This is a genomic window from Microbulbifer rhizosphaerae (assembly GCF_014191725.1).
GTDB classification, from domain to species: Bacteria; Pseudomonadota; Gammaproteobacteria; order Pseudomonadales; family Cellvibrionaceae; genus Microbulbifer; species Microbulbifer rhizosphaerae.
Genome location: NZ_JACHWZ010000014.1, coordinates 90,157 through 105,578, shown reverse-complemented (window position 1 = coordinate 105,578; position 15,422 = coordinate 90,157). Strand labels below are relative to the sequence as shown.

Sequence of the window (15,422 nt, the reverse complement as noted above, 5' to 3'; positions counted from 1 at the left end):
TGGCTACGTAGTAAAGGCCGCTCCTACAACCGACTTTGAACTATGATCGACTACACCAACTTCTACGCCAGCATCCAACACATCCCCGCCCTGCGCCCCTGGCTGGCTCAGCTGCCGGAGCAGATCGCCGCCAGTCTCAGCCCCGAGCGCTGGGGGGATCTCCCGGATTGGCGGGCCGCATTCGATGCGCTGCCGGATATTTCCCCATCCGCTGTCGAGTTGCGGGAAAAAGTGCGTATTGGCAGCGCCGCGGATGCCTCCCCGGAACAATTGCAGGCATTGGAAAAACAGTTGCGCAAACTGCACCCCTGGCGCAAGGGCCCCTGGGAAATTTTCGATCTCTTTATCGATACCGAATGGCGCTCCGACTGGAAATGGGAGCGGGTATTACCGCACCTGGAGTCACTGGAAAATCGCCTGGTACTGGATGTGGGCTGTGGCAACGGCTACCACTGCTGGCGCCAGTTCGGCGCCGGCGCGCGGCGGGTGATCGGCATCGACCCCTCCGCAAAATACGTCGCCCAGTTTTACGCGCTGAAAAAATACCTGGGCTGGGAGCAGCCGGTGGACCTGCTGCCCCTGGGCATCGAGGCACTGCCGCCCAAACTCCATGCCTTCGACACCACCTTCTCCATGGGCGTGCTCTATCACCGCCGCTCACCCATGGATCACCTGCGCGAATTGCGCGACACACTGCGCCCCGGTGGTCAGCTGCTGCTGGAAACTCTGGTGATCGACGGTGAGCCCGGTGATTGCCTTGTCCCTAAAGATCGCTACGCCAAGATGCGCAATGTGTGGTTTATCCCCAGCACCGCCACCCTGGAGAGCTGGTTGCGCAAGTGTGGCTTTGAAAATCCCCGCACGGTGGATGTGGGCACCACCAACCTCGGCGAGCAACGCCGCACGGACTGGATGCGCTTCGAATCCCTGGCGGACTTTCTCGACCCGGAATCCCCGGACAAGACCGCGGAAGGTCACCCCGCTCCCAAACGCGCTGTTCTGGTCGCGAATGCGCCGTAGCTTCTGCCTTCCAGCGGCAATTGAAGCCCGTTTATTCTGCCAGATAACCCACCTGTAGAATTTTGTGTGGAATATCGCCGGACGCCTTGATTGTCACTACCATATCGGCAAAGTTCGCCCCTAAATGGTGCAAGCACCCTCCCCTGTAGGAGCGGCGGGCGGCCATCCGCCGCTCCTACAAAACAGCAAACCGGCTTTGTGTACTGTATGAGCATCAGCGTTTTCGAACTTTTCAAAATCGGCGTAGGCCCCTCCAGTTCCCACACCGTAGGCCCTATGGTAGCGGCGCGGCAGTTTGTCCGGGACCTGGCAGACCGACAACAGCTGCAGAATACCGACCGGGTACAGGTCCACCTGTACGGCTCCCTGGCCCTTACCGGTATCGGCCACGGCACCGATATGGCCGTGCTGATGGGTCTGCTCGGCGAGGCTCCGGACACCATCGATGTGGACGCCATCGACCACAAGCTCGCACAGATTGATCAGGAGCGGCAATTGCGGCTGAACCTCGATAAAAACATCAGATTTGTTCGCGACCGCGACCTGGTCTTACACATGGAGGAATTTCTGCCCCAGCATGCCAACGGCATGACCTGCCAGGCCTATGCCGATGGCGAACTGCTTTTCGAGCGCAGCTATTTTTCCATCGGCGGTGGCTTCGTATTGTCGGAGGAGGATTTCGCCCACAAGGATCAGATAGCCACCCTGCTGCCCTACGATTTCAACTCCGCAAAGCAGTTGATGGAGCTGTGCGAAAAACATCACTGGAGCATTGCCGAACTGGCCATGGCCAATGAAAAGGCTTTCCGCAGCGAAGAGGAAATCAAACAGCAACTGTGGAATATCTGGGAGGTAATGAATTCCTCCATCCAGCGCGGCTGCCGCGAGCAGGGATTACTGCCCGGTGGCCTGAATGTGCGCCGGCGCGCGGCGGAACTCTATCGCGAACTGAGCAAACAGCCCGAGGAGGAGCGCAACCAGGGGCTGGCGATTCTCGACTGGGTCAGCCTTTTCGCCCTGGCGGTGAATGAGGAAAACGCGGCCCGCGGGCGTATCGTCACCTCTCCCACCAACGGCGCTGCTGGGGTGATTCCCGCGGTGATCGCCTACTATGTGCAGTTCGTGCACAACCCGGAAAAGCACGGCGAGCTGAAGGACCAAGTAGCGAAATTTCTGCTCACTGCCGGGGCCATCGGCATGCTTTTCAAAAGGAACGCCTCCATCTCCGCCGCGGAAGTGGGCTGCCAGGGCGAAATCGGCGTGGCCTGCTCCATGGCCTCCGCTGGCCTGGCCGCGGTCCAGGGCGGCAGCAACCAGCAGATCGAAAACGCCGCGGAAATCGGCATGGAACACAATCTGGGGCTCACCTGTGACCCCATCGGCGGCCTGGTGCAGGTACCCTGTATCGAGCGCAACACCATGGGCGCAGTCAAAGCCATCAACGCCGCCCGACTCTCCCTTCGCGGCGACGGCGCACATATCGTGCCGCTCGACAGCGTGATCGAGACCATGCGCCAGACCGGTGTGGATATGCAGAGCAAGTACAAGGAGACATCGTTGGGGGGGCTGGCGGTCAACGCCGTCAACTGTTAATCACTCAATGACCCACTGGGGAATCCTGTATTCGCCCTCCTAAAAGCCACGGGTTCAGCCTCTAATGCCGTTCGGTTAAGCAATATAACCGTGATGAGAAGATCCTGATGTCGGGGGCTTTTTGCGGGACCGTATGACTCGCGCCATCCCTGGCGCTCGCCCTACGGGCACCTTCGGCGTCCAAATCTGCTCCGGCAGATTTGTGAGGCATGGATGCCGTGCAGGGATTGTATTTAAGGGGGACACCCAGCCCGTGTACCGCAAAAGCCCTCGGCAGCAGGATCGCCCAGTTGCTTACCCCGGTACGCCGTGCTTGGTGTAGATATCGAAACGACCCGACTTCCCCTCCAACGATAACGCCGGCTTTCTCCCCGCCAGGCAGGGTGCAAGCCGCGGCCGCTTTACCACCGTGCGGTAGTAGCAGGCTGCCAGGGCCGGCTCCAGCAGGCCGTCCGCATCTTCATCGCTGCCCACCAGTTGGTGGAAGGCCGCCATTTCCTTCTTTACCCCGGCGCTCTTGCCGCGCTCCGGAAACATCGGGTCCAGGTAGACCACCGGAATCGATTCCGGCGCCTGATCCTGCAGCCAGTCCCGCGCAGAAACGTCGCTCTCTTCAAGGCCGAGGCGCTGTGCTATCGGGGCCAGCTCGACGTCTTCCAGGGCGGCATTCTGCAATCGCTCCAGGCCGTCGCGCAGGAGCGCGCGCACCACCGGATTGCGCTCCAGCATATGTACTTTGCAGCCGAGCGAGGCGAGTACGAAGGCGTCCCGACCGAGCCCTGCGGTGGCATCTACCACGCCCGGATAAAATCCGCTGCGCAGGCCAACTGCTTTGGCAATCTGCTGACCTTTACCCCCACCGTATTTGCGCCGGTGCGCGGCGGTGCCGCCGACAAAATCCACGAAAACCGGTCCGGGCGCCTTGCGCCCGGTGGCGCACAGCTGCAGGCGTTCGCCCCGCTGCAATACGAAAGCCGGCGCATCCAGCCGGCTCGGCTCCGCGCAATCCAGACAGCGCAATTGCAATTCGCCCGCCAGCTGTCGCGCGGCCGGCAACCACTCGGCGGCGCTAGCGGTTATAGCCAGTTGATCGATCAAGGAAAGTTCCGGGTTGTCTTAGAGGACGGGGATGCTAACTGACTATCGGGGCAAGGCCAAACCTGTGTTTTGGGTCCGCCGTGTGGCGATGGACGGTGGAGTAATGGCCGGCCTCGTTCGCCGGCATGACCGCTCCTACCCCGGTTCGGCCAGCCAGTTCAGCGCCTGCTGGTAGCCATCGGCGGGGAAAGGCCGCACCTCGGCGCCGACAAAGTGGTCCACCAGCCGGGGCATAAAGCCCAATAATGTGTGATCGGATACAACGGCAATTTTATGGATACGCTTGTGATAGTCGCGTATGAAGACGCAGTGTGAGATCAGTGCGGCAAAACTCTCCCAGCCGGGAAAATGGGCCGCATTGATCAGCAATCCGGCCAGGCAGCCGTGTTCACTGATCACCGGATCCACCTGCGCCTCCAGGGCCTGGAAATCTGTTTCCTGCAGCGGCCCCAGGGGACAAATTTCGAGCACCGAGTGATCGCAGTGCCAGTAGTGTTCTATCATCAATTGTCACCGGCTACCGGGTAGAAGCCGCGAATCTGTCGCGACCTCCACTCAGCACTAGTGCCATCAATTGCCCTGCGGCTCTTCCTCCGAGGAGGAATCCTCTTCGGCGGCATCTTCACCGCGTAACTTTTCCGCCGCCCGTTCAGCCGCCTTCTTAGCCGCGTCACCGGCCTCTTCAACTGCACTGCCCGCCTTTTCCGTCACGTCTCCCAATGCCTCCCCGGCATCGGTGGCGGCATCTTCGGTCTTATTCATCAGGGAGTCGCTGGTATCGTCGCCCGGCGGTGTGGTATCGGGTTGGTCGGGTTCCCGGGGCGTATCCCTATCCGGCGGTGTGCTTTCCTCGCGGGGCATGGTTCCCTCGTCGGGGGATCTGTTATCCGGCGGTGTCATCTGTTCACTCTCGGGCGTTTCGAGCGAGTCGTAGGCATCCTTCGCGGAATCGTCGCGATCACGCGACATAAAATAGCCGATAATCAGCAGCAAAATAATCAGCGGAAGCAGTAGCTTTTTCATAAACCCACCTGTTGACCCCTGGCTGTTGCGTGTACGGAGGCTCAGTTTTGGCGAAACAATACGCCCCTGCCCGAGCCCTTTGGTGCCAATCCATTCTTCACCAAATGCACAACGGCGGAAGAAGACGACGCCATATTGATAAGAATAACCCGTGATTGGGGTTCTTCAAGGAACATTATTCCTCTGCTAAGTTTGGATTGTTGTAAATGTAGGCGGGAGTAGAACCGAAGGTTTTATAGGCCTCTTCGGCAGAATCGCTTCCACAATGCATGAGCAAGTGGCCGGAAGCAGGGGGCTCTGGAGTGGGCACATGGGAATTGAAGTGCTACCCGGCCGCCTATTCTACAGCCGCATCGACCACATGATGATGGCCATTACCACCATGCCCAGGTCCTCTGTCAGGGTTACTGTGCTGAGCGGCACGTCGAGGATGGAGCCCATACAGGGGCAATTGATATCGAGCCCCCGGCGGAGGGCGCTGATTACGCCGATGGCGCCAAAACCCAGTATCAGGATGGTTGCGGCATAGACAACCTGGGGAAATAGCATCGACAGAAAGCCAAGGCCCAGAATGAGCTCGATCACCGGGTACAGATAGCCGTACAGCCGGCTTCGTTTGGCGAGCAGGTCGTACATTTCAAAGCCGTCGGCGAAAGCCGTGGGGTGGAAAAGCTTCAAGAGTGCAAAAACGCACAGGAAAAACCCCATCGCGTAATGCATGCCGGCAATCATGTCACCGCGGGTGGAGACAGCGATAGCCACTCCAGCCAATAGGGAGACGAGGATCAGGCTGAACAGCGGCCAATAATCCGCGATCTCAGTGCCCCTGTTTTCATCCTGCTTTTTAAAAGCCGGATCTTTTGCCATTTGGAAGCCTCCTTGCAATCCCTACGACGCTCGCCAACCTTGAGGATTGTTTCCAGTCATCACCGGAGTGTAGACACTTATGCCGGCGCCCCCACAATGAGGCCGGAGATCAAGAAGTTGATTTGAAACAGAGTATCTACAACAAGACCGGGCCGTTATCAGCCCTGCAGATCGAATTCCTTGAGACGGGCGAGCAAGGGGGCGGCTTCAGCCTCGGGGATTACCGCGTCACAACTATATAGTTGGAGGCGGCCACGGCTATCCGGGCGAGCGAAAATGAGATAGCGGGCGCCCTTTTCCAGTTTTTGTTCACAGGCGTCCAGCCCCAACCGAAAGGCAATCAGGCGATTGGCTTCACCTTTCCACACTTGATGGGAAACCGCGGAGTAAACATAGCCGAGAAGCGCCACCATGCCCGGTTCGGAGAGGGCGCTGTCCACATCGCGGTGAACTCCGGCGATCTGCACCTGAGCCACCAGTTCCGCCTCCGCAAAGCGCTCGGCGAAAGTGTCGCCTCGCTCTTCCCCTGCCTCCAGAGATTCCTGCGAGATACAGAGCGCCGACAGGCTGAGTGCAATCGCGGCTATTGCGGCCGGTATTGTCTTCGCCACTCTGTTTCCTCCCAAACAAAAAAGCATCTGTAGGATACCCTTTGTGACTCGGGCCATCCATGGCTCGGAGCGCCGAACCGCTCGCCCTTCGGGCGCCTTCGGCGTCCAAAACGGCGTTCCGGCCGCTCCAGGCATTCACGGCGCCTTCGGCCCTGCCGTTTAGTGACTCGGGCCATCCGTAGCCCTCGCCCTTCGGGCGCCTTCGGCGTCCAAAACGGCTGTCCTGCCGTTTTGTCTCACATTATTTGAGCGGCAGCAACTCCAGCTCCACCCGGCGGTTCGCCTGGCGACCGGATTCCGAGTCGTTGCTGGCGATGGGATAGCGCTCGCCGTAACCCACCGCTTGTACACGGCCACTGGCTACACCGCGACCGCTGAAGAAGCTGGAGACAGAGTTTGCACGACGCTCACTCAGGGTCTGGTTGTAGACATCGGAGCCGGTGCTGTCGGTATGGCCACTGACACGGATGGCGGTCTGGTCGAACTCCTTCAGCACGATCACCACGGAGTCCAGGGTGTCGTAGAAGTCGGTACGGATTTCGGCGCGGTCAGTGGCAAAGGTAATATTGCCGGGCATAATCAGGCGAATATTGTCGCCCTCGCGCTGCACCCGCACACCCGTGCCTTCCAGACGCTGGCGCAAGGCCGCTTCCTGGCGGTCCATATAGTAGCCGATGCCGCCACCGATAGCCGCACCACCCACGGCGCCGGTGATCGCGCCTTTTTTGCGGTCCTTCTTGCTCGCGGTAGCTGCACCGAGGATGGCCCCCGCTACGGCGCCAGCGCCGGCGCCCTTGGCCACATTGCTGGTTTTGCTTTCCCCTGTATAAGGGTCCAGCGTAGTACAGCCCACCAGTGAGCCCAATGCGAAAATTGCTACCCATTTTTTCATGTAAGGTTCTCCTAAACACTTGCTATCGGTGAACGGGTGTCGAGATTTGGGAAGAGTAACAGCCTGTCAAACTTGGGACAGTCCCAAGTTTGACAGGCTGTTAGCCTCCCCGATCCGGGAGGGAGTATTGCCGCAACCAGCTGTCTGTAAGCTGAATCCGGCCCCCTTTTTTCGGAACAGAAGACTAGGCGGAAATGGGAAGCAGGTCTACCGGCCAGCCCACAATTATTGAAAGGAAAATGTCTGGAAGTGGTCAGGCCGGTGAGTATGCCGCCGCGGGTGGCACAGTGGTCGCTCGAACGGCTGTCTTCCACAATTTCTGTGGATAACTCTGTGAATGAACCGGGAAAAGGGAACGCCAAGCGGCGCGAACTCTCGTCCCCAGCAATTTGCCCACTTTTTAAACTTCTTATTTTTCTCTTTAAAAAACAATAAGTTATAGGGATTTCAAGCCCTAGCGTACCAATTTCACCAGAGTAACCAAGCCTATCGCCCAGTCCCCCTCGGCATGTGGAAAAAAGTTTGTCAATACTTGATATTGGGAAGGGAAAGGCTTTTTTTAGAAAAGTTTCTAATTAACCGAAATGGAAGCCTGCGGCACAGCAATTAGGGTACTGACGTACCAAATATTGCGACAGAATTTCAGTAATGGGGCGGTTTTTCGTCCTGCTTCTCGTCCCCGCTCTGCAGCTCGAAAGAAAGGTCCCGGTACTTGTCACCCAGCTCCTTCAATCGGGCCACCAGGGCGCGGATATTCACATCCTGGGCCGCGATCACATCGTTGAGTTGGGCCAGGGTATCCTCTTGGAAAGCCAGGCGACTCTCCAGTTCCTCCACTCGTGTGTTCAGTTCCGCCAGCCTATCCATCACAAAATCCCGTACAGTTGTTCCACCAGGTTCGCCGAGCGCCGGTCCATAAACAGGCTCTGGCCCAAACGGGTGGTGACATAACCGCAGCCGAGCTCCCTCTCCGGGTCGGCAAAGCCCACACTGCCGCCGGCTCCCGGATGACCGAAACCACGGGGACCGCCAAAGCGCAGGTCGGCGGAACCGCCGCGCAGGATAAAGCCGGCGCCGAAACTCACTTCCGCCTGCAGTATGGCATCACGCCCGCGGCTCTGTTCGCGCCCGGCCTCGCGCACCAGTTCCGCTGGCAGGCAAGTGGGAGAGTCCAGCGCCAGGTCACCGTAGATGGCGGCGAGATCCCGCGCGCTGAAATGGCCATTGGCCGCGGGAATCACCGCGCCTCGCCACTCCCGACTGTTGGTGCCCATCATCAGGCTCACCGGGTTGGTAAATGCCATGGCCACGGGGCCTCCGCGGTCCTCCTTGATGGCGCGACCAACAGCGTTTTCACGCAGCTCCGGCAACGGCTTTTTCAGCGGAGCTACATCCGCGATCCGGGTTGACTTGTGGCCCAGTGCGCCGAAGCCACCATCCAGGTCCAGCGGTTTACCCAGCCCGAGATGATAGAGTTCCGGCAGAGGTTGCCCGGTTGCTCTCTCCAGCAGCCCCCCAAGGCTCCAGCCGAACAGGAACGGGGCATAACCCTGACGGCTGCCCGGTGTCCACCAGGGGTCGGTGGCGGCCACCTGAGCGCAGGCGGCAGCCCAGTCGTAAATGAGATCATCTGCAACCTTTTCGCGAAAGGCGATCAGCCCGGCACGATGGCACAACAGCTGCCGGGGAGTGATCTCCTCCTTGCCGGCGGCTGCAAATTCCGGCCAGTAATCCGCTACCGGGCGGTCCAGTTCCAGCGCGCCGTCTGCCACCTGCTGCAGCGCCAGCAGTGCCAGTACACCCTTGGAGGAGGAAAACACATTGGCCAGGGTCTCCTCCATATAGGGTTCCCGGCTCTCGCCATCTGCGCTGCCCGCCCACAGAGAAATGATCAGTTCGCCGTGCTGGCGCACCGCGAAAGCGGCGCCCGTATCGCCACAATCGCGGAAGTTCGCGGCAAAGGTGTCGTAGAGGGATTCGAAGCCGGGGGCGCAGAAGCCGTGGATTTCCATGGGCGTGGTCTTTTATCGGGAAAAAAATCAGGCGCAAGGGTAGTTCCTTCCCCTGATCCGCGCAAATCGTTTAGCATTGCCGGCCAATAGTGCCGGCCGTACCGGGCACCAGGATTGGAGAAGATTGTGGCTGAACAGATTGCGATACAGGACCGGATACCCGACAACCACTGCTTCGGCTGCGGTCCAGACAACCGGCAGGGACTTCAGGTCAAGAGTTACTGGACCGGTGACGACGAGACCCGCTGCGAGTTCACTCCCCAATCCCACCACTGCGCCGGCCCCACTCACTACCTTAACGGCGGAATTATCGCTACCGCTATCGACTGCCACACCATCTGCACCGCCATTGCCGACGGCTACCGCCAGGCCGGCCGGGAAGTGGGCGATGGAGAGAAAATCTGGTTTGCCACCGGCAGGCTGGATGTCCAGTACAAGGCTCCAGCCCCTATCGACAAGCCTGTCATACTGGAGGCAAAAATCGTCGACCGCAGCGAGAGAAAAACTGTCCTGCACTGCACCCTTTCCAGCGGCGGCCGCCTGAGCGCCACCGCGGACGTGGTGGCGGTGCGGGTGCCGGACAAGTGGTGAAAATGCGCGGCGCGCTCCCGATGTAGACATTTTTGTTTGAAATTAAGCCATCTACTCGCCACATCGGTGCAGAAATCTCATGCCAGACTTGATCCGGCACCGGTATTCAGTTCAGCGGCCCCCGGGTTCCGGCCTGCGCCGGAACGACGAAAACGCACGCAGTCCCGAAAAGAAGGATCGAAGATGAAAAAACAATTCGCAGTCATCGGCCTCGGCGCCTTCGGCACGGCCGTGGCACTGGAACTGATGCGCCTGGGTCACGAAGTGCTGGGAGTGGATTCCAGCGAGGAGAAAGCCGAACACATCGCCGACAGCCTTACCCAGACGGTGATTGCCGATGCCACTGATGAGGAGGCTCTGGAGGAGCTGGATCTGCAACGCTTTGATGCGGTGCTGATCGCCATCGGTGAGCACATTGAAGCCAGCACCCTGTGTACCATGCTGGTCAAGTCACTGGGAGCTAAGGAAATCTGGGTGAAGGCCATCACCAGCATCCATCACCGCATCGCACAGAAGCTGGGCGCCGACCGCATCCTGCATCCGGAATACGAAATGGGGTTGCGCGTGGCCCAGAGCATGGCTCATCCCAATATGCTCGACTACATCAGCCTGGGAGACAGCTATTTCCTGATCGAGATCCGTCCCGGCGAAGCCCTGGAAAACCGGCCGCTTTCGGAGCTGAAATTCGACCGTAAAAAAATCCACCTGTTGGCGCTCAAGCACGGGCAGGAGCTGATTCTCCAGCCCGACCCGGACCAGATCCTGCGCCGCAATGACCACCTCGTGCTGGTGGGCGACGAAGACACCCTGCGCCGTTTCTCCGAAGAACTATGAGAATCTGGTTCCCGGGCCTCCACGCCCGAAGCACGATGAGACTCGGGCTGCATCGCGCGTGGCGCTACAGCCCGCCGGCCATTCTCGCAATGAGTTTCCTGGTTCTGATCGCCCTCGGCGCCCTGCTCCTATGGCTGCCCATTTCCAGTCACGGGGGACTGGCGTTTTCCGAAGCACTGTTTACCGCCTGCTCCGCGGTTACCGTTACCGGGCTGGTGGTGGTGGATACCGGCAGCGCCCTGACCCTGTTCGGTCAGATCGTGGTGCTGGTGCTGATCCACCTGGGCGGCCTGGGCCTGATGACTTTCGCCGCGTTGACGGTGATGGCGCTGGGGGTGCGCTTCGGCCTGCGCGGCCAGCACCTGGTGCGCGAAGCCATGAATCAGACCTCGCCCGGGGATATGCTCACACTCGTGCGCCAGGTGGCCCTGCTGGCCTTTACCCTGGAAGCCCTGGGCACAGTGTTGATGGCAGTGGTCTGGGTGCCGGAAATGGGTTTTTGGGAGGGGCTCTGGTTCAGCTTCTTTCACGCGGTCTCCGCGTTCAACAACGCCGGCTTCGGCCTGCGCGCAGACAGCCTCAGCGCCTGGGCGGGCCACCCGCTGATCAACCTGGTGATCACCGCGCTGTTTATTGTCGGCGGCCTGGGGTTTACCGTGCTGATGGACCTGCGCCGCCATCGGCGCTTTTCCGCCCTCAACCTGCACAGCAAACTCACCTTGTCTGGCACTGCTATCCTGGCCCTGGGCGCCTGGCTGCTGATTATGCTGTTCGAGTGGCAAAACCCGCACACCCTGGGTTCCCTTCCCACAGGCGAGCGCCCCTGGGCGGCGTGGTTTACCGCTGTGACACCGCGTACTGCCGGTTTCAACACCGTGGATACCGCGGGGCTAATAGTACCCAGCACCCTGCTGATCATTCTCCTGATGTTTATCGGTGCCGGCAGCAACTCCACCGCGTCGGGCATCAAGGTGAGCACCTTTATGGTGATACTTCTCGCCACCCGCTCCTTTCTGCTCGGTCGGCCGCAGCCCAGCGCCTTCCGGCGCACGGTGGCCCTCGATGTGGTATTCCGGGCCAACAGCGTGGTGGTGCTGAGTCTGATGATGGTGCTACTGGGCACTTTCCTGCTGGTGGTTTTCGAACCGCGGCTGCAGCTGCTGGATCTGGTGTTTGAGGGCTTTTCAGCGTTTGGCACTGTGGGCCTGTCGCGGGGTATCACTGGCGAACTCTCCCTGCCTGGGCAAATGGTGCTGATGGTACTGATGTTCACCGGCCGGATTGGCCCCCTGGCCCTGGCCTTTTCCCTGGCCCGACCGAGGCGCAGGCGGGTGCGCTATGTAGAAGAGCTGGTGCAAGTGGGCTGACCGGAAATTTACGTTTTTTTTACGCCCTTGGAGCAAAACCTACTGGAATCATTACGGGGTAATTCTCTAGCATCTCACCGCACTACCGGGTAGCAGGCAGTTCCAAGCAGTTCGATGCAAAAGTACCAGCGAATAACCACCATTTTTCATTTGTGCAGCTTTCTGGTTTTCCTCTACAGCCTGACAATGCTGGTCCCGGCTTTCGTCGGCTGGCTGTATGACGAAACGGATATCTCCGCTTTCCTGATCACTTTCGCGGTTACCCTGGTCTTTGGGGGCGTGGGCTATTTGAGTACGCAACACCGAACGACAAGCCTAAGAACCCGCGACGGCTTTCTGGTGGTGGTACTCTTCTGGGTCATTTTCTCCATCGCCAGCGCCACCCCGTTTATCCTCGACAGCCGCCTCGATCTGACGCTGACCGATGCATTTTTCGAGGGTATCTCCGGTATCACCACCACCGGTGCATCGGTTCTGCAGGATATCGACAGGCTGCCGCTCTCCATACTCTACTATCGCGCGCAGCTAAACTTCCTCGGCGGCCTGGGGATTATCGTGCTGGCCATCGCGGTGATGCCGCTGCTGGGTATCGGTGGTGCCAAGCTGTATCAATCTGAAATGCCCGGCCCGCTGAAGGAGACCAAGCTCACCCCGCGCATCGCAGATACTGCCAAGCATCTGTGGTTTATCTACCTCTCGCTCGCCGGGCTCTGTGCCCTCTCCTACCGCATAGCCGGCATGGGTTGGTTTGACGCCGTGTGCCACAGCTTGTCTACAGTGTCGCTGGGCGGATTCTCCTCTCATGGCGACAGCCTGGGCTTCTATACCAATAGTATGGCGATCGAACTGGTGAGCGGTGTCTTCACACTGCTGGCAGCCGTCAATTTTGCACTCTATTTCCTCGTCATCACCAAGGTCAGCCTGAAACCCATCCTGAGGGATTCCGAGTTCCGCTTTTTTTTCACCATCGCGTTCCTGCTGGTGAGTTTCACCTGTATAGAGCTGTACCGCGCCGGCACCTTCGACGCGCAGGGGGCGCTAGTGCACGGATTTTTCCAGGCGCTGTCCATCATGACCGACAACGGCCTCACCGCGGCTGGTTATCCGAACTGGCCTGAGCATGTGGCAATCCTGCTAATCGGCTCCAGTTTCTTCGGCGGCTGCGTCGGTTCGACCTGCGGCGGCATCAAGGCCATGCGTTTCCTGGTGCTCTACCGCCAAAGCAAGGAGGAGATCAAGCAGCTGGTGCACCCGACCGCCCTCAGCCTGCCCAAAGTCAGCAAAACCGTGATATCCGAGCGGGTGATCCGCTCCGTGTGGGGACTCTTCTTCCTGTATGTCTTTCTCGCCTGCTTCTTTATCTGGGGAGTCGTCGCCAGCGGGCACGACCTGAAGACTGCTTTTGGCACCGTTGCTGCCTGTCTCAACAATATGGGCGTGGGCTACGGGGACACAGCCTCCGGCTTCGGAGGCCTCACGGACCAGGCGAAATGGCTCATGTATGCGGCCATGCTATTCGGCCGGTTGGAGATATTTCCGCTGTTGATTGTCTTTTCGCGGATTTTCTGGCGTTATTGACTGCAAATCCGGGCTCTGTGTTTTGCCCGTCCGGCGTACCGCTTGCACGCTCTTCAAATAGCAGGTTCGGGATAGAGGAATCGGTAACCAATACCGGCCTCGGTCTTGATATATTTGGGTTCGGTGGGGTCCTCACCAAGTTTTTGCCGCAGATGGCTGACAATGATACGCAAGTAGTGAGTATCATTTTGATGGCCCGGCCCCCAGACTTCCTGTAATAGTTGGGTTTGGGTGATCACGCAGTTCGGCGATCTGACCAAGCGCGACAGAACGGCATATTCCTTGGGGGTTAGCCCCACCTTGCTGCCACCAACTCCGACCAGCCGCTTGCTCAGATCGATCAACAGGTAACCATCGTCCAGCACCGGCGGCTGATCCGGTTTTATGCGATCCCTTAACACTGCCCTGATGCGGGCCATCAGTTCCTCGATACTGAATGGCTTGGTTACATAGTCTTGGGCACCGGCATCCAGCGCGCGAACTTTTTCCCGTTCACTTGCCCGCACCGACAACACGATCACCGGCACCGAAGACCATCCGCGCAGATCGCCAAGCAACTGGTGACCGTCCATATCTGGCAGGCCCAGGTCCAGCACCGCCAAGTCTGGCTGCTGCCTAGCGATCAGCGCCAGGCCGTCGCTGCCGTTATCGGCTTCGGCAACCTCATAGTCCTCGCTTTTCAATGCGATTCGCAACATGCGCCGGATTTGTGTCTCGTCGTCGACGATGGTTATCTTTGCGCTCATTTTTTCACCTCATTCCGTGGACAATCACAAGAAATCGCCCCCCTGCAGCGCGGGGTTGTCCGGACATTCAACCGGCAACTCCACCACGAAGCGGGCTCCCTTGTTGTCCGAACCCGAATAGACGTGCACGGAACCGCCGTGCGCGCCGACCATGCCTTGACAAATTGCCAGCCCCATGCCTGTGCTCTGTTTTTTCTGGTCACCCTCGGAAACCACATAAAACATATCAAAGATCTGCTCGCGCAATGTCTCCGGAATACCCGGTCCCCGATCCTCTATTTCTATCACACAGTTGTTGCCTGCCGAGTCAACGCTGATATTGATGCTCTCACCAGGAGGGGAAAACTTGGCCGCATTTTCTAGTATGTTGAATAGCGCCTGCTCGATCAGCGCCGCGTGGGCAAACAACAGTGGCGGGGGCGATTTTGCGGAGTATTCGGTTTTCACACCGGGGAAATATCGCCTCAGGCGCTCCAGCACACTACCGATGATATCGGAGATGGAGACCCAGTCGCGCTCGATCTTCAGATTGCCGTGGCCAATACGGGTCATATCCAAGAGGTTCTGGATATAGCTGTCCAAGCGCCGGCTCTCCTGAAGTATGGTATCCACCAATTCGTCCCGATCCTCTGGCGCCAACCTCTTGTCCAGGAGTTTCAGGCTTTCGGCGGCACCCATCATTGCCGCCAACGGGGACCTCAGATCGTGAGAAACTGAAGACAGCAGTGCTGAACGCAGCTGCTCCACTTCAGTTTTTACCCGCGCGGATTCCAGGTCTCTGGTCAGTTCAATCCGCTCACGCAACAACATGATCTGGCTCCGAATGCGTGAGGCAGCAGGGCCGCAGATCAGCGCAATCAAAAAGAGAAATATCAGGGTAGCCAGTTCATCCCTCTGCGATACCACAAAGGTGTATCGCGGCTCAGTAAGGAAAAAATTAAAACTGAGAAAAGACAGCACCGCGGCGAGAATCGCCGGACGCGATCCGTACTTGAGCCCGGTGGCCACCACCGCCAGCACATAGAGCAACACCAGGTTGTAATTTTTTACCCAATATTCAAGCAGTACCGCAAGCCCGGTGACCCCAGCCACCGCCAGCAGGGCAAAGAGGTAGCCGCTGCCCAGCGGCTCGCCCCGGAGATATCGCGGCTCCAGTTCAAGCCCTATGATTTTCTTTTGGGTTCGCAAAC

The 15,422-nt window shown here is 59.0% G+C and carries 16 protein-coding genes; 6 read left to right on the top strand and 10 right to left on the bottom strand.

The window, feature by feature from the left end:
- Positions 1 to 42 precede the first annotated feature (42 nt).
- Together cmoB and FHS09_RS15085 are read left to right on the top strand one after the other, a co-directional pair.
- Positions 43 to 1,020 (top strand): tRNA 5-methoxyuridine(34)/uridine 5-oxyacetic acid(34) synthase CmoB, encoded by a 978-nt coding sequence (cmoB, locus tag FHS09_RS15090; RefSeq protein WP_183461375.1) that lies wholly within the window; start codon positions 43 to 45, stop codon positions 1,018 to 1,020.
- Between the two features lie 207 nt (positions 1,021 to 1,227).
- Entirely contained in the window at positions 1,228 to 2,613 is a 1,386-nt protein-coding gene (locus FHS09_RS15085) for an L-serine ammonia-lyase (protein ID WP_183461374.1), read from the top strand.
- 294 nt (positions 2,614 to 2,907) lie between these two features.
- On the opposite strand, the gene FHS09_RS15080 is transcribed toward FHS09_RS15085, so the two are convergent.
- The 8 genes from FHS09_RS15080 to FHS09_RS15045 form a co-directional block, all read right to left on the bottom strand.
- Complete coding sequence (locus FHS09_RS15080; RefSeq protein WP_183461373.1) at positions 2,908 to 3,711, bottom strand: class I SAM-dependent methyltransferase; 804 nt, start codon at positions 3,709 to 3,711, stop codon at positions 2,908 to 2,910.
- A 135-nt stretch (positions 3,712 to 3,846) separates the two neighbouring features.
- Positions 3,847 to 4,215, bottom strand: coding sequence for a SpoIIAA family protein (locus FHS09_RS15075; protein ID WP_183461371.1), 369 nt, complete (start codon positions 4,213 to 4,215; stop codon positions 3,847 to 3,849).
- A 66-nt stretch (positions 4,216 to 4,281) separates the two neighbouring features.
- Positions 4,282 to 4,734, bottom strand: coding sequence for a hypothetical protein (locus tag FHS09_RS15070; protein ID WP_183461369.1), 453 nt, complete (start codon positions 4,732 to 4,734; stop codon positions 4,282 to 4,284).
- A gap of 342 nt (positions 4,735 to 5,076) precedes the next feature.
- Complete coding sequence (locus FHS09_RS15065) at positions 5,077 to 5,601, bottom strand: MauE/DoxX family redox-associated membrane protein (RefSeq protein ID WP_183461367.1); 525 nt, start codon at positions 5,599 to 5,601, stop codon at positions 5,077 to 5,079.
- Between the two features lie 158 nt (positions 5,602 to 5,759).
- Positions 5,760 to 6,212, bottom strand: coding sequence for a hypothetical protein (locus FHS09_RS15060; RefSeq protein WP_183461359.1), 453 nt, complete (start codon positions 6,210 to 6,212; stop codon positions 5,760 to 5,762).
- A gap of 241 nt (positions 6,213 to 6,453) precedes the next feature.
- Entirely contained in the window at positions 6,454 to 7,104 is a 651-nt protein-coding gene (locus FHS09_RS15055; RefSeq protein ID WP_183461357.1) for a YiaD family glycine zipper/OmpA-like lipoprotein, read from the bottom strand.
- Between the two features lie 642 nt (positions 7,105 to 7,746).
- Positions 7,747 to 7,971 carry a SlyX family protein gene (locus tag FHS09_RS15050; protein WP_221192026.1) on the bottom strand — a complete coding sequence of 75 codons (225 nt, stop codon included), beginning with the start codon at positions 7,969 to 7,971 and terminating at the stop codon, positions 7,747 to 7,749.
- Entirely contained in the window at positions 7,971 to 9,116 is a 1,146-nt protein-coding gene (locus FHS09_RS15045; protein ID WP_183461353.1) for a serine hydrolase domain-containing protein, read from the bottom strand. Before FHS09_RS15045 ends, FHS09_RS15050 begins: the two co-directional genes overlap by 1 nt.
- Before the next feature lie 126 nt (positions 9,117 to 9,242).
- On the opposite strand from FHS09_RS15045, the gene FHS09_RS15040 reads away from it, so the two are divergent.
- The 4 genes from FHS09_RS15040 to FHS09_RS15025 all read left to right on the top strand — a co-directional run bounded on the left by FHS09_RS15040 (position 9,243) and on the right by FHS09_RS15025 (position 13,486).
- Positions 9,243 to 9,707 (top strand): PaaI family thioesterase, encoded by a 465-nt coding sequence (locus tag FHS09_RS15040; protein WP_183461351.1) that lies wholly within the window; start codon positions 9,243 to 9,245, stop codon positions 9,705 to 9,707.
- A 183-nt stretch (positions 9,708 to 9,890) separates the two neighbouring features.
- Positions 9,891 to 10,541, top strand: a complete 651-nt coding sequence (locus tag FHS09_RS15035; protein ID WP_183461349.1) for a potassium channel family protein — start codon at positions 9,891 to 9,893, stop codon at positions 10,539 to 10,541.
- Between the two features lie 89 nt (positions 10,542 to 10,630).
- The gene (locus FHS09_RS15030) at positions 10,631 to 11,908 is read left to right on the top strand and encodes a TrkH family potassium uptake protein (RefSeq protein WP_221192024.1); all 1,278 of its coding nucleotides are present in this window, start codon (positions 10,631 to 10,633) and stop codon (positions 11,906 to 11,908) included.
- Between the two features lie 114 nt (positions 11,909 to 12,022).
- Positions 12,023 to 13,486 carry a potassium transporter TrkG gene (locus tag FHS09_RS15025; RefSeq protein ID WP_183461345.1) on the top strand — a complete coding sequence of 488 codons (1,464 nt, stop codon included), beginning with the start codon at positions 12,023 to 12,025 and terminating at the stop codon, positions 13,484 to 13,486.
- Between the two features lie 53 nt (positions 13,487 to 13,539).
- On the opposite strand, the gene FHS09_RS15020 is transcribed toward FHS09_RS15025, so the two are convergent.
- Positions 13,540 to 14,232 carry a response regulator gene (locus tag FHS09_RS15020; RefSeq protein ID WP_183461342.1) on the bottom strand — a complete coding sequence of 231 codons (693 nt, stop codon included), beginning with the start codon at positions 14,230 to 14,232 and terminating at the stop codon, positions 13,540 to 13,542.
- A gap of 24 nt (positions 14,233 to 14,256) precedes the next feature.
- The gene (locus tag FHS09_RS15015) at positions 14,257 to 15,420 is read right to left on the bottom strand and encodes a sensor histidine kinase (protein ID WP_246395058.1); all 1,164 of its coding nucleotides are present in this window, start codon (positions 15,418 to 15,420) and stop codon (positions 14,257 to 14,259) included.
- Positions 15,421 to 15,422: the final 2 nt, after the last annotated feature.